The sequence below is a fragment of the Pseudomonas sp. GD03875 genome (genome assembly GCF_029840585.1).
Classification (GTDB): Bacteria; Pseudomonadota; Gammaproteobacteria; order Pseudomonadales; family Pseudomonadaceae; genus Aquipseudomonas; species Aquipseudomonas paralcaligenes.
The window spans coordinates 51,227-76,426 of the sequence record NZ_JAOCCV010000010.1 but is presented as its reverse complement, the minus strand read 5'-3'; the positions used below and the strand labels follow the sequence as shown (position 1 = coordinate 76,426).

Genomic DNA, 25,200 nt, shown 5'->3' with positions numbered 1-25,200 from the left:
GATGAAGGCAATCCGCTTCCACGAATTCGGTGCTCCCGGCGTACTCCGCTACGAGGATGCTCCAAAGCCCGCCGTCAGGCCAGGCGAGGTTCTCGTCCGAGTGCATGCGGCTGGCCTCAATCCTCCAGATTGGTATCTCAGAGAAGGGTACAAGGCGCTGCCCCCCGAGTGGAGACCGTCGATCGAGTTGCCGGCCATACCCGGCTCGGACGTGTCTGGGATCGTTGAGGCTGTCGCCTCAGATGTCACAGCGTTTTCGCCGGGTGACGAAGTTTTTGGAATGATCCGATTCCCAAGTTTTGGCGAAAGCCTGGGATATGCAGAGTACGTTTCGGCACCGGCATCAGATCTGGCGCTAAAACCTCGCGGCCTCGACCATGTTCATGCCGCTGCAGCGCCGATGTCGGGACTGACCGCGTGGCAGTACCTGATAGAGCTGGGTCATAGCGAACCCAATCCCCTGCAGCCCGGGAGGCACGACCCGGTCCCGTTGGAAGGCAAAAGCGTCATGATCAATGGCGCCGGCGGCGGTGTCGGTCACCTCGCACTGCAGTTAGCAAAACACAAGGGCGCGCGCGTGATAGCTGTCGCGTCAAGCCGACACGAGACATTTCTGCGCGATCTCGGCGCCGACGAATTCATCGACTACACGAAAATCAAGGCGGAAGACTCGGTGCGCGAGGTGGACCTCGTCGTCGATGCAGTAGGTGGCCCGACAGCCAGTCGCTTCTTGCGTTCGATACGTCGCGGCGGCGCGCTTTTTCCAATCTTTCCGCTTGGCTTCGAGGGACACGATGAAGCCGCTAACCTTGGCGTTACGGTCTCTGCAACACAGGTCCGATCCAACGGAGCCCAACTCGCCGAGTTAGGCCGATTGCTGGACAGCGGGACCGTTCGCGTCGCGGTCGATAGCACGTACCCCCTCTCGGAAGCGGCTGCCGCCCACGAGCGTGCTGAGGCGGGTCATATTCAAGGCAAGATTGTCCTCATCGTCGAAGGTGGCGATGCTGCAGTGACGCGTGAGGCTGGGACATCGGCGCGGCAGTGGCCGCCTCGCGTGCAAGGACATTGACGTGCTGAGCCTGAGCGCCAGTGCGGCCGACGTGGGGGCGGTTCAGCGAGCGAAGGCGCTTGCTGAACTCATGGTTCTCGACACACCGGACGAGCAGTCCTTCGACGATCTCGTGTTCGTTGCGGCCAAGGCCTGTGGCGTTCCTATCGCTCTGATTACGCTTCTCGACACAGACCGACAATGGTTCAAGGCCAAGTACGGGCTCGACGTGTGCGAGACGGATATCGAACATTCGGTCTGTCGGATCGACATCGATAAAGGCGACCTCCTAGAGATCGTCGATTTGACAGCCGATGCGCGAACGAAACGCAATCCACTTGTCACCGGCGAAAAGCACTTCAGGGCATATGCTGGCGCGCCGCTTGTCCTTCGATCCGGGGCGGTAGTCGGTCGGCTGTGTGTTATCGATACAGCTCCGCGGCCGGCAGGGCTGAGCGAGATGGAAAGGGCGATGCTCCAGGCGCTTGCCCGTCTCGCCAGCGAGAATCTCGAACTGCGTCGAATCGCCAAGGCTAGCGAGCGCCTAACTGAACTCCAGACCGCTCTTGTTGAGATCGGTGAGGTAATCCGCAGCAGTAGCGGCACAGAGGAGATGACGTCTGGCACCTCTGCCATCGTTGGTCGGACCCTCGCCACGGACCGAGCCGGGTTTGGAACCGTCGACCATGACGTTGAGACGATCAACGTTGAAACACACTGGACCGCACCGGGTGTGATGAGCATCGCCGGTCGACACCGGCTTGACGAGTTTGGGAGTTTGCACAAGCCACTTGTCGATGGCGACCCTCTGATAGTTAGGGACGCCCTGTCTGACGAGCGCGCGCTGCACAATCTCGATGGCGCGTTGCGTATTGGTATTCGCGCAGTGATCGACATGCCAGTGCGCGATCAGGGCAAGACAATTGCCGTTTTCTTTGTGCATTGCGGCACCCCCCGGCTATGGCCTGCCGAAGAGATTGCATTCTTGCGGAGCGCTGCAGACCGACTTGAAGCAGGGGTCGCTCGGCATCGTGCCGAGCAGCGCCAGCACATCGTAAATGGTGAAATCGCGCATCGCCTGAAGAATACGCTCACCATGGTTCAGGCTATCGCGAGCCAAACCTTGCGAACCGTCACCGACCGCGATGCTGTTTATGCCTTCGAGCGCCGGCTGATGGCGTTGAGCGCAGCACACGACGCCCTGCTCCAGACAAGCTGGACACAGGCTGATCTCCAAGCTGTTGCGGCGACCGTCATAGACGCGATCGGATTTTCGGATCGGGTTAGAATGACCGGATTGCCCGTGGCGCTAGGGCCAAGAGCGGCGCTGTCCTTTTCCCTCATCGTGCACGAACTTCTGACGAACGCCTGCAAATACGGCGCTCTGACGAATGACTATGGGAAGGTGTCGCTGTCTTGGGGCGTCAAAGACAGCCAGGACGGCGATCTGCTGAAGATCGAGTGGCGAGAGAGGGGCGGACCTCCCGTTGTGCCGCCGACGCGTAAAGGCTTCGGCTCAAAGCTAATCAGCATTGGTTTGGTCGGTACTGGTGGCGTCGATCTTCGCTTCGATCCAGAAGGCCTCGCGGCGGACCTGCATGCCTCTATGCGCCAGTTGGTCCAGGCTTGATGGAGTACGTGTGTGGAATGAACAAACCAGTCGTGCTTGTCGTGGAAGATGAGCCACTTCTCCGTCTCTTTGCATCGGACATGATTGAAGAAGCCGGCTTCGAAGTGCTGGAAGCATCAGATGCCTCTGCTGCGCTCGTGGCTTTGGAAGAACGGCGCGACATCCGGGTCGTCTTCACCGACGTGGACATGCCGGGCGGCATCGACGGCATCATGCTAGCCATCCGTATTCGAAACAAATGGCCGACCATTCAGATCATAATCACGTCCGGAAGGCCGTGGCCGGAAGAAGCTGTTGTCCCAGCGGATATTCCATTCTTCTCCAAGCCATACCGGCAAGACCGGGTGCTGGATGCGGTCAGGAAAATGGCTGCGTGATGACCTGGATCTTGCGGCCTGCCTCAAATCAGCCGTCACGTAGTTTTGCGCCCTCGCTCCCAGCCGTTCGAGAGTCGCGGTGATACTTAGGTTCTGCCGCGAAGGACTCACGTCACGCGTCAACGATTGGAGATGCAAAATGAAGCCAGAAGTCCTCCTCTATGTCACGAGTTGGTGCCCATACTGCCGCAGAGCGAAAGCGCTGCTTACAAAAAAGGGGGTAGCGTTCACGGAAGTCGACATCGAGGCTAGTGCGGAAAACCGAAAAGCGATGATCGACGTCTCAGGTCGAAGGACCGTGCCGCAGATATTCATCAACGGCACGCATGTGGGCGGCTCTGACGAACTCCATGCCCTCGATGCCAGAGGCGGGCTCGACCAGCTGCTCGCCATCGGACGGCCACCAGTGACGTGAAATGGAGGAGAAAGAATTCGATACGGCTTTCGCTAAGCTACCGGACGGATATAGTGGGGGCACTTACAAAGCCCGGCGCTTCGGCGTTACAGTCCGCCGCTCCAAAGATGGCCGACGTAACAGCCTTTTTGCCCGAGAGCTGGCTGGAACCGATATCGTTAGCTTCAACCTGTACCGCGTCTCAGCGGGCAAGGCTTCACTCAAGCCGTGTGAGATGTCCGCAGAAAAGGTCGTGGCGTTCGTGCTCCACTTTCGACCGGACGCATGAGCTTGGCTTCACCGCTAAACGTGGTGACCGTGATGGGCGCGAACCTAGGCCCCTAGGCTCGTTTCTGGTCGCCTGAACTATCGAAACTATAGTTACAGGTCATTGGACTTCATCCTGACGTAAATTCATTTTCTGTACCTTAGCGTGCGAAAGAATCGGCGCTGGTCTGTTGTGCAAGCCATGATCGAGAAAGTCCAAGCGATGACAAACTCCAGTGCTGCAACCGCGCCTTCACCTTCTGACCTGGACGAAAGCGCGACCATGACGGTCGCGGATGCGCTGAAGATCATTTTGGCGAACAGCTATGCGGTCTACCTCAAGACCAAGAACTTTCATTGGCATGTCTCGGGCCCGTACTTCAGGGACTACCACCTGCTTCTCGACGAGCAAGCCGCGGAGATCCTCGCTGCTACCGATGCTATGGCTGAGCGCGCCCGGAAGACCGGTAATACGACCATCCGATCGATCGGCGATATCGCCCGCCACCAGACGATCAAGGACAACGACGCGGAGTTCGTCACGCCGCAGGACATGCTGACGGAATTGCGCGCTGATAATCTTCATATGGTCGAGTCGCTGCGTCGCGCAAAGGACGTCGCCGATCAGGCGAAGGACAATGCGACCTCCGGCCTGATCGATACCTGGACCGACGAGGCGGAACGCCGTGCGTGGTTTCTTTTCGAAGTCAGCCGATAGGATTGCTGCTCAACGGATCGGATCGTTTCATGGCGTCTAACGATGCGCAGACCCAGTTTATTCAGACAGAGGGCGGTAGGATAGCCTTCGACGACACGGGCAAGTCCGACACCGCAGCGTTCCTAGACGAAGTCTCCGTGCCAAGCCTCATCGTGATGGGCTCGAAGGATCCAGACTTCCCGGACCCTGTCGAAGAAGCTCGGAGCTTGGCTTCGAGGATCAATGGCGGAACCATGATTGTCGCGGGCGCCGGGCACTACCCTCATGTCGAAATGGCGGACGATGTCGGACAGCGTATCATCGCGTTCGTAAGCCAGCTCGATAGGTCCGGCCTAGCCGTTTTGCCTTTGCGCAGGAGTTGAGGATGGCAAAGGTCGGCTTTGGTGGAGGCTGCCACTGGTGCACCGAGGGTGTTTTCCAAGCGTTGCGCGGCGTCACGCAGGTCGACCAGGGTTTTCTACAATCGACGGCGCCGGCAAACACCTGGGCAGAGGGGGTGATCGTCACCTTCGATCCCACGGTCATTGGTTTGACGACGCTGTCCGAGGTCCATCTCAGAACGCACTCCGCCAAGCGAGCCCGATCGCTGCAAAGCAAATATCGCAGTGCGATTTATATATTTGAAGAGAGCCAGCGCCATGAAGCTGAGCAAGCAATTGCCCGCTTGGGCGAAGAGACTGGCGAGGCGGTGCACACCTTAGTTCTATCGTTTGTGGGCTTTAGGGCATCGGATGCGCGCTATCAGAACTACTACCGCACCGATCCGAGCAGGCCTTTCTGTCAGAGCTACATTGATCCGAAGCTGGCGTATATCCGGCAGCACTATTCAAAGTTTGCTCTGCCGGGATAGCCAATACGAGTACGCATTTTCCGGGGATCCGCACGCCGAGCCAGCACCGTGTGCTGGGTGACTGCTTTGGCTAGTTCAACGTAGATGAATGATCCGACGACGGGGTCACGACTCGGCCAAGCGCCATAACTTTGGACCATCTCGGAGAGAGACAGCGCACCGAACACGACTCGAACGTGTGGTCTCCACCTTCAACGGTAGCACTGAATGATGGTGCGGGTGGCCGGGGTCGAACCGGCACTCCTCTCGGAACTGGATTTTGAAGGGAATCGCGTCTTTCGTATTCCGCCGTACCCGCCAGAAACTCGGGCCCGAAATCGCCCACATAACCGTTGCGCAGCATCTGCGCGGCACCTGGCGAGTCAACGGAAGCAGTTCGTCCAACCCCGCCTATGTGGCCTATACGGTATCCGTTTCTCCGACCCGAGCCGGGAACGTCTTTCGCGGCGGCGAATGGCGCAGCATGTATGTCCGTGCGGCAGCGTGAGGCACCGGTCTTTGGCCCTTAAAATTAAACCCGAAGCGCCCCTCAAAGAACTACCGCGATGATCAACTCAAGACGCGGCGGCAAGGCCTTGGTCATGCTGCCGAAGGAGGCGGCAGTGCCAGATAGCAAATACCTTACGCCTGAGGAGGTAGCTGAGCGCTACCGAGGTGGTATTTCGGTTGGGACCCTACGGAATTGGCGCGCGATGCGTCTTGGACCGTCCTTCGTCAAAATCGGCAAGGCCGTGCTCTACCCCCTCGATGAGCTTGATGCCTGGGATGAAAAGAATAAAGTGCAATGCCGTGCCCCAAGGGACACGGCGAGCACCTAGGTGATCAAACGTGACGGTCACGTTCACGCATGATCAACCGCCCCCATTCTCCGGCACCAGTCATTATGAAATTTACATTATTTGCTTATTGATCAATGTCTTAGCGTAATGGATGGCATGGTCCACAACCACCCATCTGGAGATCCGGAGCCCAGCCAGGCGGATCTGGCGCTAACGCACAAGCTGAAGGCGGCGCTGGAGCTCGTTGGGATCAGGACGCTCGATCACATCGTGGTGGCGCATGAAGGCTGTGTATCGCTGGCCGAGTTAGGTCTCCTGTAGCCCGGGGATTTCGAGCTCGCTTTTAACACCCCTTCGGGAAGTGCAGTTCTGCGCCTCCCCTTTTTCCCCAATACCTCACTTCGACCCACGCCGAGCCCCCGCGTACGGCGGAGCGTTGCCGTGGGACGTGAAAAACCATAGGAGCAGCCACCATGGTCATACGGTGCTTGATCTGCAATTCCTCGGCGGTGATGTCCAAGGACGCCGCCAAAGCCATCGCCCTGCTGATCGGAACACTGGACGGTTTCCTGCAAGGACTGCAGCAGTCGAAGTCGCAGCCGGACATTGGCAGCCCACTGGAGCAGGCCTTCGACAGGATGCTGGATGGTCTTTCCCATGCCTCGGCGCATTGGGAAAAGAGCAGCGACTTCGCCCGCGACGTGCAGCGCCATCAGTTCATGCACTACGACTGCCTGTGTCTGCGTTGTGGTGCCACATTCGATGTTCCGGCTGCGCCAGACACCTGAACAGGTCAACGGCTCAGACGATCAGCCAGGCGCTCCAGCATTTCCACCAACAGTTGGCGGTCGGCATCTTCCAGCGTCGTCAGGAGCTGGCTGATCCGGCTGGCCTGGTCATCCGGGCGGATGCTGGCCTCGCTCAAGAGATCGGCTGCGTTGCAGTTGAAGATCGAGGCGAATTCGAACAGCCGGGCAATGTTCGGCATGACGATGCCTCGCTCGATGCGGGAGACCGCCTCGTTGCCGACGCCGAGGCGGGCCGCCACCTCTTCCTGGGTCAGCTTGCTGCGCATGCGCTGCCGGGCGATGGCACGCCCTACCGACTCCGACAACGCCTTCTGATTTGCAACGGACATGATGCCTCCCACCGATCAACTCGAATGGTTGGGCATCGACCTGTTGACATGAAGAACATCACAAGATGAAGATCAACCCTAAAGGTTGAAATACAAAAGAATCCTCACCTCCCCAGTAGTCCTGAAAGGAATCGCCCGAATGGAAGAACACAACGACACCTCGAACAGCACACCTTTGGGCTTGGCGATCGCGCCTGCAGTTATCGGTTGGGGAGTCGCCTCCGTGGTGCTCTCGATCCTCATGCTCATTTTTAACCACTCAGCCATGGTGCTCGGCGCCAGCTTCTTCATGAAGTTCCTGGCGTTCATCGCCGGCTCGGTAATGGGTCTTGTGGGCGCGCTGATAGGCGATGCCATCCGCCGGTTTGCTCAACCCGATGCGGTTTACACCACTGGCGGTGCATTGCACCTGATCTGGCTGAAGCTCTTCTGGCTACTGGGGCCGCAGGTGATTGGCCTGATCTTGGGCGTTGCCTTGGGCAGCAGCTTGGTTCTGGGATAAGGAAAAGACGATGAAGATGAAGTCGAAACTCGCTGTCCTGGTTATTTCTCTGCCGTTCGCTATCGCAGCCTGCTCCGATGAAAACTCCAAAGTACGCGGTGAGTTTCTGGCCGGCTGCGTACAAGGCGGAGCCTCGAAGGGCCTCTGCTCGTGTGTGTTCGAAAAGCTGGAAGACTCTTACACCACGGCAGAATTGCAGAAACTGAACAAGACCTACCCTCCACCTCAGCGCTTTGTTGAAGACAGCATAAAGTTCGCCCTCGAGTGTCGAGCGGAATAACAGCTAGAGCTGCCAAATGTTTTAGCCAAACAACGGAAGCCCTTACCCTCAAGGGACATTCCTAATCACACCCAATCCAACCTCCACAAACATAACAACAGAGCGCCATTCAGGCCTGAATGGCGCTCTATTTTGCACCAGGACATTAGACATGACAGAAATATATGAAACAGAAAACAAGTGGTTCTACGAAGATAAAGGTCAGCGGTTGGGTGGCATAGATGAAGCCACTATGATCGCAATGATTCAATCCAAGAAGCTTGGATACGGCAGTCTTGTTTGGCAGAAGGGTTTCAGTGACTGGAAGAACTTGGAGGACACCACTCTTCGCCCGCACCTGGAGTCAATATCGCCTCCGCCACTAGCAGGAAAATACATCAGCAACTCTGTTATCTGGATACTTGCCCTTGCCCCAATTCTCGGCTACTTACTCGAATGCTTCGTAGCAGGGATCGTATACAACGGCAATGAGAGTCGCGCACTCAGGACCGTAGCCAATGGACACTTCATCTACATAACCATTGCACTCAATATCTTCTTATCTTTCTGGGACGAGAAGCGCCTACAGAAATCGGGAGTCAATACGGACAGATTCAAAGGATGGGTCTGGCTGGTACCAGTCTATATATTCCAGAGAGCGAAGAACCTGCAGCACAATCTGGCCTACTTCATTACCTGGGTGGCCTGCTTCATTTTTATGGTGCTAGCAAGTGCAGGAATGGAAAGCTCCATTGCAGCAGACAGCCCATACGGTGACGGGAAAACACCGCAAAGTATTGAAGAAGCACTAAGCACCCCAGTGTACTTCAACGACTAAACAGCCCATATAAAAGACCATGAAAAAACCAATAATCATCACCACCATTTCCATCTGCTGCGTCCTCAACGGATGTAACAACGAAATCGAATTCGGGAACACGGATGGACTCCCACCTATCGTTGACTGCGGTAAATACCAATGGGGATGGACGCCTATCGTCAAATGTGTCTGGGAGGACTTTCCCAACAAGATCCCCGTTCGCTACGAGAATGGCACAGTTCTCATGGAGGACAGTATCTATGCTATCGACTGTTACAAAGGCTCCAATCAGTGCAGCGATCCCGAAACTAGCCAAATCGTAGGAAGGTTCGACTTCCAACACGACTGGCTGAAGGGCAAAGATGCCTTCTCCGTCATTTTGCCCAATGGATATCTCTTTAATCAAACCGCCAGCGGTCGTTATGTGGCAGTTCATCCAAATGCTTTCCAGAGCGAGGAAGACTACAGCGACTGGCTCAGTGATGACACCACTCCTCCTCGCTGGATTGAGGAGGATAAGATTCTACTCGAAGAAGCGAAACGCCAAGCAGCAATCGCAGCTGAGCAAAATCGACTCCGCGAAATTGAATATGCAAAAAAGACCAAAGAGTTCGAGGAAGCACAAAAGCGCTGGGAAGAGGAGGAAGCGCGCAAGGAGGCAGAACGTCAACAAGAAGAGGCTGAGCGCAAAGCAGAAGAAGAAGCCGAGCTGGCTAAACTGCAAGAAGAACAGCGACTGGAAAAAGAGCGTGAACAGGAAGCATATGAAGCAGAGCGGAGGAAAGGCGTTCCAGACGGTCTGCTACCCATATCTGAATGCTACATGCCAAATTACAGCCGCATCGCTACATTTAAACCAGCCACATGCCTCTGGGAAGGTGCTCCTCGAGAAATACCTGTCGTTACACAACAGGGGCGGATCTATTACAGCAGCACCAATAACCTGACTTCGTACGTCTGCGTCAACGCGGAAAGGAAATGCAAGATCACACGCATTGACAGAGACGGCATTCCCTTTTCGGTCGCGCCTAGCTGGCCAACGGATTCCTCTGGAGACTTCAGTATCGAAGTGCCTGCTGGCTATACCCTGGCTCAGACCAAGGCTGGAAAATTCATCGCCTACCATCAGTTCGCTTTTAGCACGGACAAAGAAGCTCAGCATTATCTTGACACCCACTAACAAAACTCGAGAGCCCTTATGAAAGCATCCCCACTACTTATCGCCAGTGCGTTTTTTATTATGGCGGGCTGTGACAATAACGATCAAAAGTCTACGCAGGAGGAAGAGGCTAACAATGCCCCTTCTATTGCCTATGAGCCTCTACTGATATCAGATGATAAGGTGGGCCCCTTCTCCCTCACCCGCCTAGACACAATGAACGTTCTTGCATACCAAGCCCGTAGCGGAACGATGAACCTGATGGAGGCCATTGTAGAGGACCCTGAGTCCACCGGGTATGTTGCTCTAAAGAACGCCTATTCGTTCGGGCCCAATCGGTATGTACTTGTCGTGTCCACCGGCGAATTGGGCATGAGCTGCCCAGCACACACTTATGCTTTAAGTTTCGATACCAAACTGGAATACGTCGATGGGCATTCCGAGATCGAGGGCTGCTCGGAGATTATCGAAAGCCTCTCGGAAGGAAACAAGCTGACCATTAAGAAAGATGGAAAGTCCACAGTAGTCTATAACGGCATTGTCAAGTAATCAGTAACATTCTCCCCAGGGGAGGCTATGAGGCTTTCGAGCCTCTTTCTTTTTTTGCCTCAACCCCCTCGCGGATTCCTTTCAGAGGGCATATTAAAAAAGCCAAGCAAATGCTTGGCTTTTTTCACAAAGCCAATCGCTGAATTACTGAATCCAGCTATCGACTGCCTCCGCCCCGTACTGCTCCTTCCAGGCTTTGAGCACCCTATGGTTACCCCCCTTGGTCTCGACCACTTCACCGGTGTTGGGGTTCTTGTAAACCTTGACCTGGCGCTGACGACGAGCACCACCTCGCCCAACGGATACGGCACCGCGGCTCGCCTCTGGATCCAGCAAAGCGATAACGCTACGAAGATTCACGTCATACTCGGCCATCAGCTTGCGCAGTTTCTCTTCGAACTCGATCTCGCTCTTCAGCTCGTCATCGTTCTTCAGGGCATCAAGCTGCTTGAGCTGCTCTGCGAGCCTGGCTTCGAGCGCTTTGTATTCAGCCAATTTAGACATTTGAGCATCCTTCTAATAAGACATGGCAAGGCGTGGGTGCAGTTATCAAGAAACTAGCTGCATAGGTGTAGTGTACAGACTTTACAGATAACCTTTCAAAGTCACCTACCTAGAGTCTATGCCATAGTGAACATTTAAGCCCACCCGCTACAAGCTTCCGTGGTTCCCAAGACACATGCACGCCTCAGATCAAGTGACCTTAAAAGCTCTGAAGTGCTTTTCATGCACGAGATAGAGATTGCCTCGCGCACGGGAACATGACACATAGAGCTTGTTGCGCGTCTGGGCAGGCGGGTTCTACCCCGATAGCTACACTCTTACCCTCTACTGGAACCAAACCCTCGCTGGCGATCTCCGTAGGACTTCGTTGCAGCCTTGCACAGGTAGCTGGCTCGATAGAACAGGTCAGGCAGCTCATCTACCTCATCATGACGGACATACCGATCGACTCGGTATTCGGCACGCTCCGGGATATGTACCAGCCCCCTCACCTGCTTGTCCGATATGCCCAGAGCACCAGCCCAGGACGCCTCCATCCTTCTGATCATGTTCACTCTCTCTGAGCACAGCCTCCCTACCGTGTAGTAAGCATCACGGTTGAGCAGGATCAGCAGGTGATAGTGCTGCCTACCAGACTCACCGATCTCCCTTGCCCAGACGTACCGAACGTTACAGCCGCGGGCATACCTGTTGCGCTTACGCACCCTGTCTTGGTCGTATCGGATTTTCCTCGTGAAGGATTCGAAGAACCTGCTGATGACTTGGTTCGCATAAGCGTAGTCAGGTAGCTCGATCACCTGAGGGAGTCTGAGATCCACTCTGAATGCCAACACCCTGGGATACTCAGAAAGCGCCGCGTCGATAGTGCGCTTGAGATCGGAAAGGTACTCCCGGATGAACGGCCCCTTGTCGACCATCACGGGTAGGTTTTCGTAGGTGTCGTCGTAGTACAGGCGGAGGTTGTTGTTTTCTGGATGGCGACCAGGCTTGCTGGTATCAATGAGCTTAAGCATGGCTATGACTCCTCATGGATTGAGTTTCATAGCCAGTGCTGTGCTGTGTGATTTTCTACTGTTATCTCTTCTTGTGTTTATGGTTAGTCAGGCAATGGATGCTTGGGATCAGTGAAGGCGTATATTGGCAGTGGAATGTATTAGGTGAGTTGATAGTTAAGTTATGCAGTAAGTAGAACTGTTAAGTATGTAGTTGAAAGCATACTACCCGCACCGCACCTGACATCTCCCCCAGGCAAGGAGGAATCCACCTCCATCCTCAAGCCACAGAGACATTTTTGCTGAAAACAGCATTCCGGAAATAAACCAGGCCAAGGTCCGTGCTTAAGTCCCTTGGACTCGACCGGGGCGGTGGGAGACAGCACCGCCCCGGTGTCTCAGGGTTGCTTATAGCCCCCATGGGCTACGCGGCATAATCGCCATGACCAGCCGCAGCCGGTCATGGCGTAAAACTCGTTTTAGCTTGCCATTCTCAGAGGGCTCGTGGTTTGGACCACATGACTCTCAGCCAAATCTCGCTCTTCGATTCGGGCGAGGATCCAATCCTGCACTTCACTTTCCACCCACCCAACACAACGTTCACCCAAGGGAACGGGTTTAGGGAAAGTCCCTTCTGCGATGTGTTTGTAGATAGTCGACCGAGCTAATCCGGTGGTGTCGATGACTTCTTTTAGGCGAATGATCCTCATGAACGGGTCTCCTCGTGGTTCGTTCAGAGGATTCCCTGGCGTAGTGAGGCTCTACTGCTGGACTGCGTGCGGATCTGACCCCCGAGAGGCAGAACTCGCGCCAATGAGACAGTTGGCTGGGGCTGATGCCATTGCGCCGGACCACGACCAAGCCCCTTTGCTGGGGGCCAGACTTTAGCGCGTGCTGTGACGTCACCTTAACGCCCAGCGGTCACGCCGCTCATAGCGAATTACTTTGAATGGTTCTGTCGTTGCTAGATACGCATCATCGCTTTCCTATCTCCTATAGCAGGGGAAATCTACCTCTAAATTCAGATTTTTCGGCCGTTGTAGGCACTTTTCTATTCATAGAATACCGATAGAATACCGATAGAATACCGATAGAATACCGATAGAATACCGATAGAATACCGATAGAATACCGATAGAATACCGATAGAATACTCTAATAAGGTAAAATTATTTCATAGGTTTTTCGCATGAAAAGATATCCGTCTCAGCCCGACGATAGGTTGGCCAAGCTTTTAAAAGACCCAGCGCAGAGCCGTCGCCACGACATCTGGCTCTGGCTGTTCCTTTTTCATTATCGTCATCACATGCTTACGCCCCAGAGCTGCAACGGCTATGAAATGCGTGAAGTCTTAGCTGACTGCTTGGAGCAGGACGAGGCAGTCCGAAACAGTCTCCCCTTGGAGAAGAGCGTTTTTCTCCTTCCCGATCGCAGCTTGGAATGGATTAAGAATGATGACAGGCAATACCTATGGTTGTTGCCACGAATCAAGAACATGACAGAACTAGAATTACCTAAGGGCCTGATTCATCTATCACACTCAGATCGCCTCATTGCAATGATAGATTTATGGAATGCCAATGGTAGAAGATCCGAAAGAAGAAACTCATCTTATCGTCCGTCCAAAAAAACAGATACGGATAATCGCATTTCTAAAAAGAAAGATGCAGTTGATCTCCTTCATTCCGAGTGGCGAAGGCACTCAGAAAAAGACATTGAGTTCGAGTGGTTCAATGATAAAAAGGATGGTAATAAGCGCTGCATCTGCGCTTGGAGGTGGCTTGAAAAAAACTACGCCTATAAGCTAGGTAAACTGACACCATCTCTTTTTCAGTCTTACCAAGACTTATTGATTTTTTTTGACGGGGAAAGCCTGAACTCGATGGAGATACGGCTGATAGTCAAAGCCATAAAGAATCGGTGGAGCCGCCAGCAATTCGATGAGCGCTCAACGGATAAAAAGCAGGTGAATATCCTACTGTCGAAAACAGTAATCACTCAGTTGGATGCGCTCAAACGTAAGCACAACCTAAAGCGCGCTCAGATCGTTGAGAAGCTGTTAAGCATGGAGGCAAAGCAGGGACTTTATCTATCCGACGATTAGCTGTGCAAGCCAAGTACATTGCTCAGAGAAACTATGCAGACACAGTATCTGATACCAGCCTTCGCGCCAGTGTTGTGTTATGCGACCTTATATGCGCTCGGCCAGACTCGTCGCCAACACCAAAATGCCTGCCGGCGTTTGAGGCTGTAACCCAAAGCTTCGCGATGGAGGAACCGCTGGGCACCCGATCACGTGCGCCAGCAGGCCGGCGGCGAGGATACCCTTGTCGATCACCTAGATCGGCACCGGCGCCTGGATCAGCGTTTCGCAGTGGCAGCAGGCCCATTTTTCACGCACATGCTGCTCGATGGTGAACACATCCGGCGTGTAATCCAGCTTTCACTGAGGTCTTCACTCACGCGCTGTAGCTGGCAACCGCAGGCGCACTGGGTGTTTTCCGGTTCATGTGCGCGCACCTGGTTGAGTGTCAGTTGGTCGAGATCAGGCTAAGAAGGCCTGCCGCTGATTGTGCCAGAGCAGGCGCTCAGCGGAGATAAACCGATGGATTAATGACCGGTGCTACAGCACTGTGATCACGCCGGATGCACAGACCCGTTGCCAAGGTAACCCAGTACCAGCGCCTGAAGTTGCTCGGCATCGAGTTCGACTTCCGAGCCGTGCTGGACGCCTAGATGTGTAAAACCAGCACGTTGTTCAGTGGAAGTGGAATGCGGCTGATGGGTGGATTGTAGTCGAGACCGGCATGCGGCCGATGCCAGTTGTAGTGATGTAACCAGGGCAGTAAATGAGCTGCGCGTTGCTCAGAGCTATCGTAGCTACGGGCATAGGCCCATTCCCGCAAACTGGTCTGAATGAAACGCTCCGCCTTGCCATTGGTTCGTGGCGTATGGGGCTTCGTGCGGATGTGCCGTAGCCCTAAGCGTTTGCACACCTGACGGAATCGCCTGGATTTGTAGCAGGAACCGTTGTCGGTCATGACACGCGTAAAACGGATGCCCTGCGCTCGGTAGTAGCGTAGGGCTTGTAGCAGCGCTACGCCCCGTCTCATCAGGTTGAATGCAGGTGAACGCCACGCGTGAGTGATTATCGATGGCCACATGAACGTACTCCCAGCCGGCTCCGTCGCAGGCTAGCTGCCGATTCCCCGTAACCCGATGACCTGGCCTCCAGAAACGACCGAGCTTCTTGATATCCAGATGCAGTAGCTCGCCTGGCTGGTTGAACTGATAGCGCACGATGGGCGGTGCTGGCGTCAGTTCAGCCAAGCGATTCAGGCCTGCATGCTTGAGGTGACGAGCGACCGTGCTGACGGCCAATCTCAACACCTGAGCGATCTGCCGATAAGTCTTGCGAGCCTGGCGCAGCTCGATCAGCTGCCTAACGGTTTCAGGTGGCATGACGTGAGGGCTGAGGTGTGGACGTGACGAACGATCCAACAGGTCAGACTCTCCTTCTTCGCGAAAGCGCTTGAGCCATTTGTAGGCGGTGCGCACGCTCACGCCAGCTGCCTGAGCGGCCTCCTCGACACGTAGCCCCTGATGGATGCGATGGACTAAAAGGGCTCGACCACGCGGGGTAAGACGGGCATGTTTATGCAGGTTCATCCGGGGCTCCTGGAAGGTTGTGTTGGTCGCGCTTCCAGAATTCCGGGAATGCCTCGGATGAACAACCTACCGAGAGATCACACCTAGCCAGTATAGGTGGACACCATCGCCCTTGGCGCAAGGTAAGGAAGGATGTTTTCGCCGCCCGCTTACAGAAAGCTTCCACCACCCACGCTTGTATTGCTCCAAGCTCAAGCGCCAAATCCGGTGGCACAAAAAGTGGCACAAAAATGAAGCCCTGACAAAAGCATTACTCAAAAAAAATCCAGTCACCGCTAAGTGACTGGATTTTCTAGGGTTTTTTGGTCGGGACGGAGTGATTCGAACACTCGACCCCTTGCACCCCATGCAAGTGCGCTACCGGGCTGCGCTACGCCCCGACGATGCTGCCGTGTTACCGGAAGCGGGATGGACTTTACTATAAGCTGCTGAATTGTGGAAGTTTTTTTTGCGATGCGATGCTTATTTGCGAAGCACGTGCAGCACATCTTCCAACTCGGCAATCATCTGCCGGATCAGTTGCCTGTACTGAGTGGTATCGTCCTTGGCTTCGTCGCCGGAGAGCCGCTGACGCGCCCCACCAATAGTGAAGCCCTGGTCGTACAGGAGTGCCCGGATCTGGCGGATCATCAGCACATCCTGGCGCTGATAATAACGACGGTTGCCCCGCCGCTTTACCGGATTGAGCTGGGGAAACTCCTGCTCCCAGTAACGCAAAACATGAGGCTTGACGGCGCAGAGGTCGCTGACTTCGCCGATGGTGAAGTAGCGTTTGCCAGGGATAGGCGGCAACTCGTCGTTATGACTTGGTTCCAGCATATGCCTCTACTCTGGCCTTCAATTTCTGGCCTGGACGAAAGGTGACGACACGGCGAGCCGTGATCGGGATTTCTTCGCCTGTCTTGGGATTGCGGCCCGGGCGCTGACGCTTGTCGCGCAGGTCGAAATTGCCGAAACCGGACAATTTGACCTGCTCGTTGTCTTCCAGCGCGTGGCGGATTTCCTCGAAAAACAGCTCCACCAACTCCTTGGCTTCCCGCTTATTCAGGCCAAGCTCTTCATACAGACGTTCCGCCATTTCAGCTTTCGTCAGAGCCCCCATACGCTACTTCCTTAACGTGGCGTTGAACCTTTCTTCCAGCGAGGTGATGATGTTTTGCGTGGTTGTATTCACCTCATCGTCGTTAAGAGTGCGCGATGGATGTTGCCAGGTCAAGCCGACGGCCAGGCTTTTTCTATGTGGATCAATACCTTTACCGTGATACACATCAAACAGCCTGAGGTCCGTCAACCATTCGCCCGCGGCCTCGCGGATGGTGGCGAGCACGGCTTCGGCCGGTTGTTCGCGGTCCACCAGCAGGGCCAGGTCGCGACGCACTTCGGGGAAGCGTGACAGCTCGCTGAACGCCGGCATGCGACCGGCGGCCACTTCCGCCAACACCAGTTCAAAGAGGAACACCGGCTGGTCCAGGCCGAGGGTCTTGGCCAGCTCCGGGTGCAGGGCTCCGAGGAAACCGACCAGGCGCCCTTCCCGCTCGATACGTGCGGTCTGGCCCGGGTGCAGGGCCGGATGTTCGCCCGGCACGAAGCTGAAGGCATCGGCGGCACCGGCATAGCCCAGCAACGCTTCGACATCGGCCTTTAGGTCGTAGAAGTCCACGCTTTCGCGGCCGTTGGCCCAGCCTTCCGGCAGGCGGCTACCGCTGATCACGCCAGCCAGCATGGCTTCCTGCTTCAGGCCCTCGAGCTGGCCGACGAAACGCAGGCCGCTCTCGAACAGACGCACGCGCGACTGCTGGCGGTTGAGGTTGTGCTCCAGCGCCTTGACCAGTCCCGGCCACAGCGAGGAACGCATGGCGGCCATGTCGGCGGAGATCGGGTTGGCCAACTGCAGCGGCGCCACGCCCGGGTTGAACAGCTCGAACAGCTTGGGATCGATGAAGCTGTAGGTGATGGCTTCCTGATAACCGCGCGCCACCAGCAGGCGACGCAAGGCTGGTAGCTCGGCGCGGGCTTCGGCCTTGGCCTGCGGAGCCAGGCGCGCTTGTGGATAGCGCACCGGCAGGCGGTTGTAGCCGTACAGGCGACCCAGCTCTTCGATCAGGTCCACTTCCAGGCTGATGTCGAAGCGGTGGCTCGGCACGCTGACTTGCCACTGACCGGCATCCTGCGCTGTTACGCCCAGACCCAGCGCGGTGAGCAAGCGCTCGACCTCGGTGCCTTCCATGTCCATGCTCAGCATCTGGCTGATGCGCTCGGCACGCAGGGTGATCGGAGCGACATTCGGCAGATCGGCGGCGCTGGCCACTTCGACGATCGGACCGGCTTCGCCGCCAACAATCTCCAGCAGCAACGCGGTGGCGCGCTCCATGGCGTTGCGCGCCAGCTGCGAGTCCACGCCGCGCTCGAAGCGGTGCGAGGAGTCGGTGTGCAGGCCATAGGATCGAGCCTTGCCGGCTACCGAGATGGTGTCGAAGAAGGCGCTTTCCAGGAACAGGTCACGGGTCTTGCTGCTGACGCCGCTGTGCTCGCCACCCATCACGCCGGCGATGGCCAGGGCGCGGTTGTGGTCGGCGATCACCAGGGTGTCGGCGCGCAGGCTGACCTCCTGGCCATCCAGCAGTACCAGCTTCTCACCCTCTTCCGCCATGCGTACATGGATGCCGCCATTGATCTCGGCGAGATCGAAGGCGTGCATCGGCTGGCCGAGCTCGAGCATCACGTAGTTGGTGATGTCGACGGCGGCATCAATACTGCGAATGTCAGAGCGACGCAGGCGCTCGACCATCCACAGCGGGGTCGGCCTGGACAGGTCGACGTTGCGGATGACGCGGCCCAAATAGCGCGGACATGCCTTGGGCGCCAGCACTTCTACCGGGCGCACTTCGTCATGGGCTGCAGCAACCGGAGCGACGGATACCGCCGACACAGGAGCACCGTAAATGGCGCCGACTTCGCGGGCCAAGCCGGCCAACGACAGGCAGTCACCACGATTGGGAGTCAAGCCGATCTCGATACTGGCATCATCCAGGCCCAGGTAGGCGCGGAGGTCCTGGCCGACCGGGGCGTCCGCCGCCAGCTCCATCAGGCCGCTGTTGTCGTCGCTGATCTGCAGCTCGGAGGCCGAGCAGAGCATGCCCTGGGACTCCACACCACGCAGCTTGGCCTGCTTAATCTTGAAGTCGCCTGGTAGCTCGGCGCCGATCATGGCGAAGGGTACCTTGATGCCGGCACGGGCATTGGGCGCGCCGCAGACCACTTGGAAGGTGACGCTGCCGTTGCTGACCTGGCACACACGCAGCTTGTCGGCGTCCGGGTGCTGTTCGGCGCTGAGGATCTCGCCCACCACCACACCGCTGAACTGGCCGGCGACCGGGATAACGGCGTCTACTTCCAGGCCGACCATGGACAGGCGGGCCACCAGTTCGTCGCGCGAAACTGCCGGGTTCACCCAGCTGCGCAGCCACTGTTCACTGAATTTCATGCTGTCTGTTCTCCTTGAGCGAATTCGATACGGGTCGTGCGGCCTAGCGGAATTGCGCCAGGAACCGCAGGTCGTTATCGAAGAACAGGCGCAAGTCGTTGACGCCATAGCGCAGCATCGCCAGGCGCTCCACGCCCATGCCGAAGGCGAAGCCGGAATATTTCTCCGGGTCGATGCCGCTCATGCGCAGGACGTTCGGGTGGACCATGCCGCAGCCCATCACTTCCAGCCAGCCAGTCTGCTTGCACACGCGGCAGCCCTTGCCGGAACACATCACGCACTGCATGTCGACTTCGGCCGATGGCTCGGTGAAGGGGAAGAAGGACGGACGGAAGCGCACGCCCAGCGACTTCTCGAAGAACACCCGGAGGAACTCCTCGATGGTGCCCTTGAGGTCGGCGAAGCTGATGCCCTCGTCGACCAGCAGGCCTTCGACCTGGTGGAACATCGGCGAGTGGGTGATATCGGAGTCGCAGCGGTACACGCGGCCGGGGCAGACGATGCGGATCGGCGGCTGCTGCGATTCCATGGTGCGCACCTGCACCGGCGAGGTGTGGGTGCGCAGCAGCATGTTCGCGTTGAAATAGAAGGTGTCATGCATCGCCCGCGCCGGGTGGTGGCCGGGGATGTTGAGGGCTTCGAAGTTGTGGTAGTCGTCTTCGACTTCCGGCCCCTCGGCCACGTTGTAGCCGATATGGGTGAAGAACTGCTCGACGCGCTCGAGGGTGCGAGTGACCGGGTGCAGGCCACCGGAGGCCTGGCCACGGCCAGGCAGGGTCACGTCGATGCGCTCGGACGCCAGCTTCTCGGCGAGCAGAGCCTGCTCAAGCACGGATTTGCGGGCGTTAAGGGCATCCTGAACCTGATTCTTGGCGGCATTGATCAGGGCGCCGGCCTGCGGACGCTCTTCGGCCGACAGCTTGCCGAGGGTCTGCATCAGGACGGTAAGCTCGCCCTTCTTGCCGAGATACTGGACCCGGAGCTGCTCCAGGGTGTTCACATCTGCGGTGCTTTGCACGGCCTCGATCGCTTGCGAGACCAATGCATCCAGGTTTTCCATGTACGGACTCCAGATACGAAATAGGGGAAGAGCTGTAAGGCTCTTCCCCTATCGGTGACGTTTGCACCGGGCGAGCCCGGTGATTGTCGGGGGACTTAAGCCAGTACGGCCTTAGCTTTCTCGACAATCGCAGCAAACGCCGCTTTTTCGTTCACTGCCAGATCGGCCAGAACCTTGCGATCGATCTCGATGGTCGCTCTTTTCAGGCCAGCGATCAGGCGGCTGTAGGACAGACCGTTCTGACGAGCACCAGCGTTGATACGAGCGATCCACAGAGCGCGGAACTGACGCTTGCGCTGACGGCGGTCACGGTAGGCGTACTGGCCTGCCTTGATCACAGCCTGCTTGGCAACGCGGAACACGCGGGAGCGCGCGCCGTAGTAGCCTTTGGCGAGTTTCAGAATTTTCTTGTGACGGGCACGAGCGATGACGCCACGCTTAACACGAGCCATGAGTAATTACCTCTAAAGTATCTTGACCGATTAACGAACGCGCAGCATGCGCTCGACTTTTGCCTTGTCCGACGGATGCATCAGCTCGCTACCGCGCAGTTGACGCTTACGCTTGGTGGACATTTTGGTCAGGATGTGGCTCTTGAAAGCGTGCTTGTGCTTGTAGCCGCCAGCGGTTTTCAGGAAACGCTTGGCTGCACCGCTCTTGGTTTTCATCTTTGGCATGTTTGGTACTCCGCATTCATTAACAACTGATAACCATCAGGCCTGCCAGTGCCCGGGAGGTTATTTACGCTTCTTGGGAGCGATGACCATCATCAGCTGGCGTCCTTCCAGCTTGGGATGCTGTTCCACGGTGCCGATTTCGGCGAGGTCGGCTTCGACCCGCTTCAACAGCTCCATGCCCAGCTCCTGGTGGGCCATCTCACGACCACGGAATCGCAAGGATACCTTGGCCTTGTCCCCTTCATTAAGGAAACGTACCAGGTTGCGTAGTTTTACCTGGTAATCCCCTTCTTCCGTCCCTGGACGAAACTTGATTTCTTTGATCTGCTGCTGGTGCTGGTTCTTCTTCGCGATAGCAGCTTGCTTCTTCTTCTCGAACAGGTGCTTGCCGTAGTCCATGATCCGGCAAACTGGCGGGACGGCGTCAGCTGAAATCTCTACCAGATCCAGCTTGGCTTCTTCAGCCACACGCAGTGCCTCATCAATCGAAACAATGCCAATTTGCTCGCCATCCGCGCCAATCAGGCGGACTTCACGCGCAGTGATGTTCTCGTTGATCGGTGCCTTCGGGACGGCCCGCTTGTCCTGTCTCATTTCACGCTTAATAGTGATTACTCCGAATCTTGGCGACCACGCCGGGAAACCGCTTGCTTGAGCTGTTCGGCGAACTGTTCCAGAGGCATGGAGCCCAGGTCGACACCTTCGCGGGTACGCACAGCAACGGATCGTGTCTCAACTTCCCTGTCGCCAATAACCAGCAGATAGGGAACCTTGAGCAAAGTATGCTCGCGGATTTTAAAGCCGATTTTTTCGTTTCTCAAGTCCGACTTGGCACGGAATCCGCTTTGGTTGAGGGTTTTCTCCACTTCCAGGGCGAAATCGGCCTGCTTGTCGGTGATGTTCATCACCACTGCCTGCATCGGAGCCAGCCAGGACGGGAATGCGCCCGCGTAGTGCTCGATCAGCATGCCGATGAAGCGCTCGAAGGAGCCGAGAATCGCGCGATGCAGCATCACCGGGCGCTTGCGGTTGTTGTCCTCGGCGATATAGCTGGCATCCAGGCGCTCCGGCAGGTTCGGATCGTACTGCAGAGTGCCGCATTGCCAGTTACGCCCCAGGCAGTCCTTGAGGGTGAACTCGATTTTCGGACCGTAGAAGGCACCTTCGCCAGGCTGGTATTCCCACTCCAGGCCGGACTCGTTCAGCGCATCGGCCAGGGCGCCCTCGGCGCGATCCCACAGCTCGTCGGAACCCACGCGCTTGGCCGGGCGAGTGGACAGCTTCATGGAGATATCGGAGAAGCCGAAGTCCGAATACACCTGCAGAGTCAGCTTGATGAAATCGGCCGCCTCCTTCTTCACCTGATCTTCGGTGCAGAAGATGTGCGCGTCGTCCTGGGTGAAGCCACGTACGCGCATGATGCCGTGCAGCGCGCCGGACGGCTCGTTGCGGTGGCAGGCGCCGAACTCGGCCATGCGCAGCGGCAGGTCACGGTAGGACTTCAGACCCTGGTTGAATATCTGCACGTGGCACGGGCAGTTCATCGGCTTCACCGCGTAATCGCGGTTTTCCGAGTTGGTGGTGAACATGTTCTCGGCATAGTTCGACCAGTGCCCGGAGCGCTCCCACAGGATGCGGTCGACCACCTGCGGCGTGCGCACCTCGACGTAGCCGTTCTCGCGCTGGACCTGGCGCATGTACTGCTCCAGCACCTGATAGACGGTCCAGCCGCCCGGGTGCCAGAACACCATGCCCGGCGCTTCTTCCTGCAGGTGGAACAGGTCCAGCTGCTTACCGATGCGGCGATGGTCGCGCTTCTCGGCCTCCTCGATGCGCTGGATGTAGGCCGCCAGCTGCTTCTTGTCCGCCCAGGCGGTGCCATAGATACGCTGCAGCTGCTCGTTCTTCGAGTCGCCACGCCAGTAGGCGCCGGAAATCTTGGTCAGCTTGAAGGACTTGAGGAAGCGAGTATTGGGCACGTGCGGACCGCGGCACATGTCCACGTATTCTTCGTGGTAGTACAGCCCCATCGCCTGCTCATTCGGCATGTCGTCGATCAGGCGCAGCTTGTATTCCTCGCCACGGGACTTGAATACCTCGATGACCTCGGCGCGCGGCGTCATCTTCTTGATGACGTCGTAATCCTTGTCGATCAGCTCGGCCATGCGCTTCTCGATGGCCGCCAGGTCTTCCGGAGTGAAGGGGCGATCGATGGCGATGTCGTAGTAGAAGCCTTCCTCGATCACCGGGCCGATCACCATCCTGGCGTTCGGATAGAGCTGCTTGACCGCGTGACCGACCAGGTGGGAGCAGGAGTGACGGATGATTTCCAGCCCCTCTTCGTCCTTCGGCGTGATGATCTGCAGGGTCGCGTCATTCTCGATCAGGTCGCAGGCGTCCACCTGCCGGCCGTCGACCTTGCCGGCCAGGGTGGCCTTGGCCAGGCCCGCGCCGATGGACTGGGCCACCTCGAGCACGGAAACGGGATGATCGAACGAACGCTGACTGCCGTCGGGAAGAGTAATGATGGGCATGGCGCCTCCTCTCCTAGTGGTGACCCCTACCAAAGGTCACGTGGGTTGGGATGAGCCAGGAAGCGATCCGGCGGCATGCCTGCCAGACGATGGCAGGAGCCTTGCGGCAACCGGAACAGACCGCAGTCACTGGAGGTAAACGGAATCGCGGATGCTTCCAGAAAGCCTGGCCCCTGGCAAGCAGCCAATAAAAAAGGGGTCGTATGAACGACCCCTTTCGGATTTGGTAGGCACAATTGGACTCGAACCAACGACCCCCACCATGTCAAGGTGGTGCTCTAACCAACTGAGCTATGTGCCTGCAATGGAGGCGCATTTTAGGGAGATTCGCCGGGGTGTCAACACCTTTTTTCGCTAAGCCACTGAAAAAGTGGATTTTTTGCTGCACAGCGCTGCGTTGAGAATTTTGCACAGAGGCTAGCCGGCTCATTTCCAGTCGGGTAGCATCGGCTCATTCCGTAAAAAATAAGAAACGCAGGTTAAAATATGACGCACACCCCCTACCCCCAGTCCTACTACGCAGCCTCGGCCAACCCGGTGCCGGAGCGCCCGGCCCTGCAGGGCGAGACCGAGACCGATGTCTGCATCATCGGCGCCGGCTACACCGGTCTCTCCACCGCCCTGTTCCTGCTCGAGAACGGTTTCAAGGTGACCATCGTCGAGGCGGCCAAGGTCGGCTTCGGCGCCTCCGGCCGCAACGGCGGCCAGATCGTCAACAGCTACAGCCGCGACATCGATGTGATCGAGCGCACCGTCGGGGCCAAGCAAGCGCAGCTGCTCGGACAGATGGCCTTCGAAGGCGGTCGTATCATCCGCGAGCGCATCGCCCAGTACGGCATCCAGTGCGACCTGAAGGACGGTGGCGTGTTCGCCGCCAACACACCCAAGCACATGAAGCACCTGGAGTCGCAGAAGAAGCTGTGGGAGCGCTACGGCCACACCCAGCTTGAGCTGCTCGACGCCAAGCGCATCCGCGAAGTGGTGGATACCGACAGTTATGTCGGCGGCATGCTCGACATGAGCGGCGGCCACATCCATCCACTCAACCTCGCGTTGGGTGAAGCCGCCGCCGTCGAATCCCTGGGCGGCGTCATCCACGAGCAGAGCCCGGCGATCCGCATCGAGCGTGGCGCCAACCCAGTGGTGCACACCCCCGGCGGCCGAGTGAAGGCCAAGTTCGTGGTGGTCGCCGGAAACGCCTACCTGGGCAACCTGCTGCCAGAACTGGCGTCCAAGTCTATGCCCTGCGGCACCCAGGTGATCACCACCGAGCCGTTGTCCGACGAGCTGGCGCGCAGCCTGCTGCCACAGGACTACTGCGTCGAGGACTGCAACTACCTGCTGGACTACTACCGCCTCTCTGGCGACAAGCGCCTGATCTACGGCGGCGGCGTGATCTACGGTGCCCGCGACCCGGCGGACGTCGAGGCGATCATCCGGCCGAAGATGCTCAAGACCTTCCCGCAGCTGAAGGATGTGAAGATCGACTTCGCCTGGACTGGCAACTTCCTGCTGACCCTGTCGCGCCTGCCCCAGGTCGGTCGCATCGGCGACAACATCTACTACTCCCAGGGCTGCAGCGGCCATGGTGTCACCTACACCCACGTGGCCGGCAAGGCGCTGGCGGAAGCCCTGCGCGGCCAGGCCGAGCGCTTCGACGCCTTCGCCAATCTGCCGCACTACCCCTTCCCGGGCGGTCGCCTGTTCCGCGTGCCCTTCACCGCACTGGGCGCCTGGTACTACAGCCTGCGCGACAAACTGGGCGTGTAGACGATCCGAAAGGGAAA

28 protein-coding genes, 2 tRNA genes and 3 pseudogenes are annotated in these 25,200 nt (G+C 57.3%); 17 read left to right on the top strand and 16 right to left on the bottom strand.

The window, feature by feature from the left end:
• Position 1: 1 nt before the first annotated feature.
• The 10 genes and pseudogenes from N5D30_RS11365 to N5D30_RS11320 all read left to right on the top strand — a co-directional run bounded on the left by N5D30_RS11365 (position 2) and on the right by N5D30_RS11320 (position 6,854).
• Entirely contained in the window at positions 2 to 1,072 is a 1,071-nt protein-coding gene (locus tag N5D30_RS11365; protein ID WP_088217419.1) for an NADP-dependent oxidoreductase, read from the top strand.
• Position 1,073: 1 nt separating this feature from the next.
• Positions 1,074 to 2,681: a GAF domain-containing protein gene (locus N5D30_RS11360; protein WP_088217420.1), complete on the top strand. Its 1,608-nt coding sequence runs from the start codon at positions 1,074 to 1,076 to the stop codon at positions 2,679 to 2,681.
• 17 nt (positions 2,682 to 2,698) lie between these two features.
• Positions 2,699 to 3,058, top strand: coding sequence for a response regulator (locus tag N5D30_RS11355; RefSeq protein WP_088217421.1), 360 nt, complete (start codon positions 2,699 to 2,701; stop codon positions 3,056 to 3,058).
• 139 nt (positions 3,059 to 3,197) lie between these two features.
• Positions 3,198 to 3,473: a glutaredoxin 3 gene (gene grxC / locus N5D30_RS11350; protein ID WP_088217422.1), complete on the top strand. Its 276-nt coding sequence runs from the start codon at positions 3,198 to 3,200 to the stop codon at positions 3,471 to 3,473.
• Positions 3,474 to 3,921: 448 nt separating this feature from the next.
• A complete protein-coding gene (locus tag N5D30_RS11345) occupies positions 3,922 to 4,437 on the top strand; it encodes a DNA starvation/stationary phase protection protein (RefSeq protein WP_231771192.1) in 516 nt (171 codons plus the stop codon).
• A 29-nt stretch (positions 4,438 to 4,466) separates the two neighbouring features.
• A complete protein-coding gene (locus N5D30_RS11340; RefSeq protein WP_088217424.1) occupies positions 4,467 to 4,799 on the top strand; it encodes an alpha/beta hydrolase in 333 nt (110 codons plus the stop codon).
• 2 nt (positions 4,800 to 4,801) lie between these two features.
• The gene (locus N5D30_RS11335) at positions 4,802 to 5,287 is read left to right on the top strand and encodes a peptide-methionine (S)-S-oxide reductase (protein WP_088217425.1); all 486 of its coding nucleotides are present in this window, start codon (positions 4,802 to 4,804) and stop codon (positions 5,285 to 5,287) included.
• Between the two features lie 545 nt (positions 5,288 to 5,832).
• On the top strand, positions 5,833 to 6,105 hold the full coding sequence (locus tag N5D30_RS11330) for a helix-turn-helix domain-containing protein (RefSeq protein ID WP_223850345.1): 273 nt from the start codon (positions 5,833 to 5,835) through the stop codon (positions 6,103 to 6,105).
• Positions 6,106 to 6,222: 117 nt separating this feature from the next.
• Positions 6,223 to 6,387 (top strand): annotated as a pseudogene (locus N5D30_RS11325) (JAB domain-containing protein); the annotation flags it as partial.
• A 152-nt stretch (positions 6,388 to 6,539) separates the two neighbouring features.
• Entirely contained in the window at positions 6,540 to 6,854 is a 315-nt protein-coding gene (locus tag N5D30_RS11320; protein ID WP_279909084.1) for a hypothetical protein, read from the top strand.
• Between the two features lie 5 nt (positions 6,855 to 6,859).
• On the opposite strand, the gene N5D30_RS11315 is transcribed toward N5D30_RS11320, so the two are convergent.
• Positions 6,860 to 7,204: a helix-turn-helix transcriptional regulator gene (locus N5D30_RS11315; protein WP_279909082.1), complete on the bottom strand. Its 345-nt coding sequence runs from the start codon at positions 7,202 to 7,204 to the stop codon at positions 6,860 to 6,862.
• A 139-nt stretch (positions 7,205 to 7,343) separates the two neighbouring features.
• Here N5D30_RS11315 and N5D30_RS11310 point away from each other — a divergent pair, with 139 nt between their 5' ends.
• The 5 genes from N5D30_RS11310 to N5D30_RS11290 all read left to right on the top strand — a co-directional run bounded on the left by N5D30_RS11310 (position 7,344) and on the right by N5D30_RS11290 (position 10,493).
• The gene (locus N5D30_RS11310; RefSeq protein ID WP_279909081.1) at positions 7,344 to 7,706 is read left to right on the top strand and encodes a hypothetical protein; all 363 of its coding nucleotides are present in this window, start codon (positions 7,344 to 7,346) and stop codon (positions 7,704 to 7,706) included.
• Between the two features lie 10 nt (positions 7,707 to 7,716).
• The gene (locus N5D30_RS11305) at positions 7,717 to 7,986 is read left to right on the top strand and encodes a hypothetical protein (RefSeq protein WP_279909080.1); all 270 of its coding nucleotides are present in this window, start codon (positions 7,717 to 7,719) and stop codon (positions 7,984 to 7,986) included.
• A 151-nt stretch (positions 7,987 to 8,137) separates the two neighbouring features.
• Positions 8,138 to 8,803 (top strand): DUF4339 domain-containing protein, encoded by a 666-nt coding sequence (locus N5D30_RS11300; RefSeq protein WP_279909079.1) that lies wholly within the window; start codon positions 8,138 to 8,140, stop codon positions 8,801 to 8,803.
• 19 nt (positions 8,804 to 8,822) lie between these two features.
• On the top strand, positions 8,823 to 9,965 hold the full coding sequence (locus N5D30_RS11295) for a hypothetical protein (protein ID WP_279909078.1): 1,143 nt from the start codon (positions 8,823 to 8,825) through the stop codon (positions 9,963 to 9,965).
• An 18-nt stretch (positions 9,966 to 9,983) separates the two neighbouring features.
• On the top strand, positions 9,984 to 10,493 hold the full coding sequence (locus N5D30_RS11290; RefSeq protein WP_279909077.1) for a hypothetical protein: 510 nt from the start codon (positions 9,984 to 9,986) through the stop codon (positions 10,491 to 10,493).
• Between the two features lie 144 nt (positions 10,494 to 10,637).
• Here the strand turns inward: N5D30_RS11290 and N5D30_RS11285 are convergent, their stop codons facing one another.
• From N5D30_RS11285 to N5D30_RS11275, 3 genes are all read right to left on the bottom strand, one after another.
• Positions 10,638 to 10,997 carry a histone-like nucleoid-structuring protein, MvaT/MvaU family gene (locus N5D30_RS11285; RefSeq protein ID WP_279909075.1) on the bottom strand — a complete coding sequence of 120 codons (360 nt, stop codon included), beginning with the start codon at positions 10,995 to 10,997 and terminating at the stop codon, positions 10,638 to 10,640.
• 317 nt (positions 10,998 to 11,314) lie between these two features.
• On the bottom strand, positions 11,315 to 12,010 hold the full coding sequence (locus N5D30_RS11280; RefSeq protein ID WP_279909073.1) for an inovirus Gp2 family protein: 696 nt from the start codon (positions 12,008 to 12,010) through the stop codon (positions 11,315 to 11,317).
• 458 nt (positions 12,011 to 12,468) lie between these two features.
• Entirely contained in the window at positions 12,469 to 12,699 is a 231-nt protein-coding gene (locus N5D30_RS11275; protein ID WP_279909072.1) for an AlpA family transcriptional regulator, read from the bottom strand.
• A 479-nt stretch (positions 12,700 to 13,178) separates the two neighbouring features.
• Here N5D30_RS11275 and N5D30_RS11270 point away from each other — a divergent pair, with 479 nt between their 5' ends.
• The gene (locus tag N5D30_RS11270) at positions 13,179 to 14,093 is read left to right on the top strand and encodes a hypothetical protein (protein ID WP_279909071.1); all 915 of its coding nucleotides are present in this window, start codon (positions 13,179 to 13,181) and stop codon (positions 14,091 to 14,093) included.
• Between the two features lie 237 nt (positions 14,094 to 14,330).
• Here the strand turns inward: N5D30_RS11270 and N5D30_RS11265 are convergent.
• From N5D30_RS11265 to N5D30_RS11210, 12 genes and pseudogenes are all read right to left on the bottom strand, one after another.
• Positions 14,331 to 14,500: pseudogene (locus N5D30_RS11265) on the bottom strand (IS66 family transposase zinc-finger binding domain-containing protein); the annotation flags it as partial.
• Positions 14,501 to 14,721: 221 nt separating this feature from the next.
• A pseudogene (locus N5D30_RS11260) lies at positions 14,722 to 15,658 on the bottom strand (IS481 family transposase).
• 303 nt (positions 15,659 to 15,961) lie between these two features.
• Positions 15,962 to 16,038, bottom strand: a tRNA-Pro gene (locus tag N5D30_RS11255).
• Between the two features lie 82 nt (positions 16,039 to 16,120).
• Complete coding sequence (locus tag N5D30_RS11250) at positions 16,121 to 16,477, bottom strand: MerR family transcriptional regulator (protein WP_220814194.1); 357 nt, start codon at positions 16,475 to 16,477, stop codon at positions 16,121 to 16,123.
• Positions 16,458 to 16,760, bottom strand: coding sequence for an integration host factor subunit alpha (gene ihfA / locus N5D30_RS11245; protein ID WP_002553164.1), 303 nt, complete (start codon positions 16,758 to 16,760; stop codon positions 16,458 to 16,460). Before ihfA ends, N5D30_RS11250 begins: the two co-directional genes overlap by 20 nt.
• Before the next feature lie 3 nt (positions 16,761 to 16,763).
• Positions 16,764 to 19,142, bottom strand: a complete 2,379-nt coding sequence (gene pheT / locus N5D30_RS11240; protein WP_279909070.1) for a phenylalanine--tRNA ligase subunit beta — start codon at positions 19,140 to 19,142, stop codon at positions 16,764 to 16,766.
• Between the two features lie 43 nt (positions 19,143 to 19,185).
• Positions 19,186 to 20,202 carry a phenylalanine--tRNA ligase subunit alpha gene (gene pheS / locus N5D30_RS11235; RefSeq protein ID WP_279909069.1) on the bottom strand — a complete coding sequence of 339 codons (1,017 nt, stop codon included), beginning with the start codon at positions 20,200 to 20,202 and terminating at the stop codon, positions 19,186 to 19,188.
• A gap of 95 nt (positions 20,203 to 20,297) precedes the next feature.
• Entirely contained in the window at positions 20,298 to 20,654 is a 357-nt protein-coding gene (rplT, locus tag N5D30_RS11230; RefSeq protein ID WP_279909068.1) for a 50S ribosomal protein L20, read from the bottom strand.
• Positions 20,655 to 20,684: 30 nt separating this feature from the next.
• Positions 20,685 to 20,879, bottom strand: a complete 195-nt coding sequence (gene rpmI / locus N5D30_RS11225; RefSeq protein WP_187806477.1) for a 50S ribosomal protein L35 — start codon at positions 20,877 to 20,879, stop codon at positions 20,685 to 20,687.
• A 60-nt stretch (positions 20,880 to 20,939) separates the two neighbouring features.
• A complete protein-coding gene (infC, locus tag N5D30_RS11220) occupies positions 20,940 to 21,491 on the bottom strand; it encodes a translation initiation factor IF-3 (protein WP_220814265.1) in 552 nt (183 codons plus the stop codon).
• Positions 21,491 to 23,413 (bottom strand): threonine--tRNA ligase, encoded by a 1,923-nt coding sequence (gene thrS, locus N5D30_RS11215; RefSeq protein WP_279909067.1) that lies wholly within the window; start codon positions 23,411 to 23,413, stop codon positions 21,491 to 21,493. The genes infC and thrS overlap by 1 nt, the downstream gene beginning before the upstream one ends.
• A 224-nt stretch (positions 23,414 to 23,637) precedes the next feature.
• Positions 23,638 to 23,714 (bottom strand) — tRNA-Val (locus N5D30_RS11210).
• A 185-nt stretch (positions 23,715 to 23,899) separates the two neighbouring features.
• On the opposite strand from N5D30_RS11210, the gene N5D30_RS11205 reads away from it, so the two are divergent.
• Complete coding sequence (locus N5D30_RS11205; protein ID WP_279909066.1) at positions 23,900 to 25,183, top strand: FAD-binding oxidoreductase; 1,284 nt, start codon at positions 23,900 to 23,902, stop codon at positions 25,181 to 25,183.
• The last annotated feature ends 17 nt before the right edge of the window (positions 25,184 to 25,200 follow it).